General features: G+C 42.5%; 5 protein-coding genes. All 5 read left to right on the top strand.

From position 1 onward, the window contains the following. Nucleotides 1–506 precede the first annotated feature (506 nt). The 5 genes from Q0212_RS06180 (at nt 507) to Q0212_RS06160 (ending at nt 5,579) form a co-directional block, all read left to right on the top strand. Nucleotides 507–707, top strand: coding sequence for a hypothetical protein (locus Q0212_RS06180; RefSeq protein ID WP_297923637.1), 201 nt, complete (start codon nt 507–509; stop codon nt 705–707). Further along, nucleotides 701–937, top strand: coding sequence for a hypothetical protein (locus Q0212_RS06175; RefSeq protein WP_297923635.1), 237 nt, complete (start codon nt 701–703; stop codon nt 935–937). The genes Q0212_RS06180 and Q0212_RS06175 overlap by 7 nt, the downstream gene beginning before the upstream one ends. A 415-nt stretch (nt 938–1,352) precedes the next feature. Continuing rightward, nucleotides 1,353–1,580 (top strand): helix-turn-helix domain-containing protein, encoded by a 228-nt coding sequence (locus Q0212_RS06170; RefSeq protein ID WP_297923633.1) that lies wholly within the window; start codon nt 1,353–1,355, stop codon nt 1,578–1,580. Next, nucleotides 1,573–1,836 carry a hypothetical protein gene (locus Q0212_RS06165; RefSeq protein WP_297923631.1) on the top strand — a complete coding sequence of 88 codons (264 nt, stop codon included), beginning with the start codon at nt 1,573–1,575 and terminating at the stop codon, nt 1,834–1,836. The genes Q0212_RS06170 and Q0212_RS06165 overlap by 8 nt, the downstream gene beginning before the upstream one ends. Next, nucleotides 1,836–5,579, top strand: a complete 3,744-nt coding sequence (locus tag Q0212_RS06160) for a hypothetical protein (RefSeq protein ID WP_297923629.1) — start codon at nt 1,836–1,838, stop codon at nt 5,577–5,579. The genes Q0212_RS06165 and Q0212_RS06160 overlap by 1 nt, the downstream gene beginning before the upstream one ends. Nucleotides 5,580–5,892 lie beyond the last annotated feature (313 nt).

Raw genomic sequence — 5,892 nt, 5'->3', positions numbered from 1 at the left:
AGTCATTTTTTTATATCCCCAAAATACACATTTGGGATTTATAAAAACTTGACTAAACCTTGCCGTAATCTTGCCCTAATCTTGACGTAGTAATGCGGAAAAAGTCACCCTAATGTTACCCTTACCTTTGTGTAATGTTAGCGTCCACCCTTTCCAAAACCTTACCGTAACCTTACCGTAGTGATGCGGAAAAAATCGGCAAAACCTTGTGGTAACCTTGTGGTAAAACTTGGTGTAATCTTGTTGTTTTTATGGACTCGGAAAATGAACAATTTGGACAGTTTTTAGGGGGTAGCAAAAGAAAAAGGGGGTACTTTTGGGGGTACTTATTGAAAAACTAAAAAATAATATCGTTATAAAACAGCATATTAGTCGATGAATGTGGTTACTTGCTAGGTCTTCACATTGATAAAAACAGCACTTTGACCATTCAATAACACTAAAAAGATTATCAATAATATACTTATGATTGTATGATTAAGCCTCTACTTTTAGGAGCTTTTACCATGCAATTATGCGTTATTGATGACCTTATCAAACAATCAGCCGATCAGATAGCACAATCAGCACCTTGCACACATTTACAGCGAGTTACTAAAACACTTTATGTGAGTGGCTTCATTGATTGCGCCTACATAGCCGAACTTATCAGCAAATCAGATTATGATGAATTTAAGGCTCAAGTGCTGGAGCTGCAACAATGCTAACCGCGCCCAATGCTAAAGTCTTACTAAATCACAAACCTGATTTAATCCCAATCATCTTAGGCTTTCAAAATCATTTTGAGATAGCCATAGACGGTGAATCTATTGCACCTCAGCGCATGACTAGCCCACCACAGGCGCGTCAATTCAAAACATTGGGGGCAGCGTACTCTTACTTGAGAAACTTTTTAGAGTATGAGGGCGATATATTGATAAAAGTAGATTTTTTATAAACATCAATGTTTAGCGTAAAAAACTACACAAATTTTTTTTTTTAGTTATCATCTAAGACACAGTACACATTGCGAGTATATACAGAACCCATTGCAGGAACTGGATATATTCAAATGAAAAAAGCCTAGTTTTTTAGGCTAGGCTTTTCAAAATCGCGCTGTTAGTTCTCTAATCTTGGCGGGTCAGAAACTAAACAGCTTAATCAAACAACACGCACACAAGGAGCGAATTGTTTTAGTTAATGCAAAAAGTTGGGCTTTTTACGTTTTAACTGTTTTTATCTTATAACCGTAGAGACGATATACGCAAGGTTTATAGAAAATAAACGTAAATAAACCGTAAATAAAGCGCAATCTAAACGCAAAAACTACGCAATAATCGCTTTAGGTGTGATGTTCTTTAGAGAGCAACACCATGACAACAGATTCACAATCCGCAATAAAATCGCCCTTTGTCTTATTGCCCGAAGCGGCAAAGATGACAAATTGCCCACGTTCGACCATTCTTAAATACACAAAACTTGGCTTATTCCCCCCAATGGTTCGCTTATTAGGCGACCGTATTGCATTTGTTCGCGCTGATGTTGAAGACTGGATAGAAACGCGCTTAGACGCAAGCAAAGAGGCCGCGAACGATGAATAATTCACATAACGAACGAATGACGAAAGAAGCAAAAGAAGACGCGCTAGGCGAAGCCTTAGCCAAAGCTAAACAAATGAGTTTTGCCGAAGCTAAAGCCGTTTATGGCGATGACTTTAAAACAAACAAAACAGTGCGAGAGATGCGAGCTAGAGGGTGGGGAGTACAAGTAAGAATAAAAATGACCATGCGTTCGTGTGGATTCAAACATCAAGATTTTTATTATGAGTTTTTACATTATCCGAAGGGAGTCAAATAATGACCCTGATACTTGATAACCTTAAAAGGTGCGAGGGCGAACCATTGGACGATGGTACAGCCCCCAGTACAACCTTAACAAGCCCTCACATTATAGCAGATTCGCATTACACATTCCCTATTTTGTCAGGGATTTATAAGAACGGGCGCGCATTGGCTAAAGTGTGGAGCAATGCAAAAAACAGCAAAACAGCGCATTTGTTAAGAGTTACTCCTCGTTTTGCACAAGCCGCGAATGTTAGAGAGTTATACGAACTCATAAAAACGCTATCTACTCGACCCAATAGCGCGATAGCGAGAGGCGAACTTACACAAGACGGCATAGAGCATTTAGAAAAGCATAAGTTTATTTATAAACGAATTCACAAGAAAGACGGCATAGAACCCCACTTCACAGATTCACCGCGTAAATGGCTATGTTTTGATTGTGATGAATTAGTCACACCTTACGACATACGAACACAAGCAGCGCAAGCAGTCGCTTATTACCTCGAAAAAATAAACGTACCTGACACTGTAGGCTATGTTTGGCAGTTGTCAGGGAGTGCAGGCAAGCCCGATAGTGACCCGTTTTTATTAAAGGCTCATGTTTGGTTATTCTTGGACGAGGCGCGAACATCTAAAAACTTATTGAACTATTACCCTAAGAACTCAAACGCGCTAATTGATAGTGCCATGTTTAACCCTGTTCAATGGCATTACACAGCCGCACCTATAAACGCGCTAATTGATTACACCGACCCTTGTGAGACTCGTTTAGGCTTTGTCGAAGGAGGAGCTTTTCATGTGCCGTTAGTCTCAAACATAGACTTATCACACATCAAAAAAACGAAAGCTAAAAAGGAGTTATCGAGCAAGACTCAGCAAGCTATACAAGCCGCTAACGGGCGCGGATTGTTTGCTAGTACGTTTCTAAGGGCAACAGCACAAAACGCGCTAGAACGCAGCGTAAGAGAGCTACGGAACACTAAAACAGGCAATCGAGATAATACGCTCAATAGAATTTTATATTACATCTACGGATATGTTCACGCAGGCGCGCTTGATGAAAACGTAATGAAGGCGCATTTGTCGAAAGCAGCCCGTGAGATTGGGTTAAGTGATGATGTTTTTGAGGACAAAGCGAGAGCCAAAAGCAGGAACTACGCCCCGTTAGATAACGCCCTGTTAAGTGAGTCTGATAATGTTCAAGAACTGATACAACAATCAGATAAGCCCCTAGTTGTTGAATCTCAAGCCCTCTGGGCAGCCTTACAAAGCCTTAGCGAATATCCTAAAAAGCTAGGAGGGTGCTTAGACGCAATCGCAACAACAACCGACCCCGATGACATCGTGAGATTGACCGCCTACACCGTGAACACAATCGCTAATAACAGCCCTTTTAGGTACAGTTTTGATGATTCTATCAAACAATTAAAAGAGACTTTAGGCGATAAGATTCACCCTTTAACATTCGCTGCGTGTGTCGAATGGGGCAAACAAACAAGCGAATATATCAAAGCGAAATCGTTAAAAAGTGTCGTGATTAGTGATGATGCTAAAGCGCGCCATATATACACGCAAGTAACGCGATTAGAGGACGTACTAGAGCTAAAAGAGGGGCGTGTGTTGATTGTCAGAGCTGCAATGGGTGAAGGCAAGACTCAAAAAGTAGGGCGTGGCTTTAGGGATATGGCAGAACGGAACGGACAACGCTTTGCTGCATTAACGCACAGTAGCGTATTAGTAGAGGAGCTTTGCGACAGACTTAAATTAACCTCTTACAACAAAGTACAAGAACGATTAAACGAGGGGGCGAACGCTAAAGAGATTTATAGGTTTTTTGGTTCGTGCGTTCATTCTATAGCGTCGCCTTTAATCCGTAGCGCGTTCGAGGCTTGCGACGTGTTGTTCGGGGACGAAGCCGCCCAGATGTTACGTTCTTTAGAAAGTATTTATACACAACAAACCTCGACCGCTAGAGACTCGACCGCCCAAGATGTTTATGATTTATTGGTAAAAACGATTAGAACAGCCCCTAAAGTTGTTTTGTGTGATGCAGGCGCGAATGATGAATTGATTGAATGGCTAGAGTCAATTCTAGGCAATGAGAAAATACACATCGTAGAGACTAGCAAAAAATCGGGTGACGGCATAAACGCCCATGTTCATTTTGCGACCCAACAAATACAGGGCGGAACAGCCGCCATAACCGATATAAAATCACGCTTAAAGAGAGGGAAAAAAGTTTGGATAAGCGTAGGGTCAGTTAAATTAGGACGGTTGATAGCGCAAGCCTTGCGAGGGTGTGGGCGTGGTGCGGTTATCCATGCAAAAACGCCTACTTGTGAAAAAAAGAAGTTTTTAGAGAGTGCGGAGAGAGAGTCGCTAAATTATGACTACGTTATAGCAAGCCCTGTTATAAGTTGCGGTATCTCAATCGAGCATAGAGACGGGCGTCACTTTGACGATGTTTTTTTTATTGCTGATGGTTCGAGCGTAGTACCTCAAGATGCAGTACAAATGATACGTCGAGTCAGGTACGTTAAAGACGTACAGATTTATACATGGTTGCCATTCCGCCAAAGGTTAGGCGACACCACCCCAGAAAAGCGAATCACTGATTTTTACAGCTTAAAAAATCAAATAACCGCCAACGTGAATTGGGAGCGTCAAAACTTTTGTGCCGCGCTTTGTCATACTTTAGAGGGTGTGGGCTTTAACGTAAGTTATCAAAATGTAGTACCTGAAACTGGCAGCACAAAAGCCGCTATTGAAGCGTATCAACAGTTAAACGATGAACGTGCCTTTACTCTTAACTCAGCTCAAACACTCAGCATAAGCGAATATGAGTCTTTAAAAGCGTGTAGCGCATGGACACAAGACCAGATAGACGCGCTAGACAAGTACGACCTTAGGGAACACTTGGCACAAGACTGGAACGCGATAAGCACAGATGATTTAAAGATATGGGGAGAAGGACGAGGGCGCGAATTGTTGGCAAGGCGTGCAGCGTGTCGAGGGATTGCACTACAAGGTGTAGAGCATAGTCCCGTGTTGTGTGACCTGTACGGGCAGATATTCGAGGGCGTGGACATTGAGGCGTTGGAGTCTTTAGACCAAGCGACAGCTCAAACGATTGTACAGAACGCGCTTAGTGTAGGGCGTGTTGGCGTTCAATATGAGTTATTGCCTCAGTCTTACGCACGAAAGAACAGGCAGCCTAAGAGCGCGATGAAAAGCGCGCTTGTGATTTTGCGTCAGTGTGGGTATGAGAAAAAAAGCTCAAACTTCTGCACACAATCGCCAAATGACTTAAGTAATAGTGGCGATTCTGTGCAGACATCACGCGCACGATTCACGCTTTTAGACCGTACTTTAATAGAGCAGCTTGATGCAGTCATCGACCGCGCACACTTTCGAGATGATGTTCTGGACGAACCAACAATCACACGTCCATTGCCCGATAAAGTCACAAAAAGAGACTTCGACACCCACGCACCACCACCGCAAGACGTTGATTTAAGCGCGTTCGACTTCGAGCCGCCCCCAGTCACGCAAAAAGACATTGCCCACCAAGCAAAAACAAGCCAACAGATAAACATTATTGACCCTGTACGCTATTCGAGCATGGTTAAGTGTGTTGACTGTACCTTTTTAGAACCTAAAGACAATGGGGGGCATTGCATGATGGAGGGCGATGTTTTTTTACTTGATGCCTTGCGCGAATGTGCGAGTTTTATCATAAAAAAGCAATGCGCTTGACGTTATCGTCTGCACACTATCGCACTTTGACTTAAGTAAAGAGTGCGATTCTGTGCAGACTTGCCCTCGTTTTGAACTGGAGCAAGATGCGACACAATAAAGGCGCATAACTAGAACCTTAGTCATGTTGCTGCACCTATGTTTTATGTTTTAGCGATAGAACAATAAGAGATTTTCCGAAGTATAAAAGGCGTGATACTGTTCAATAATTGGAGAGATACGCGCGCGCGCGTACTGGGTAGATTTTGCTTTTTATAACTTGTACAAAATGTTCATTTTCTCAGTGTTGCGTAGTTACCAGGCGAGATAATAC

Source organism: uncultured Agitococcus sp., assembly GCF_937920075.1.
Classification (GTDB): Bacteria; Pseudomonadota; Gammaproteobacteria; order Pseudomonadales; family Moraxellaceae; genus Agitococcus.
This window is presented reverse-complemented; position numbering and strand designations above follow the sequence as displayed.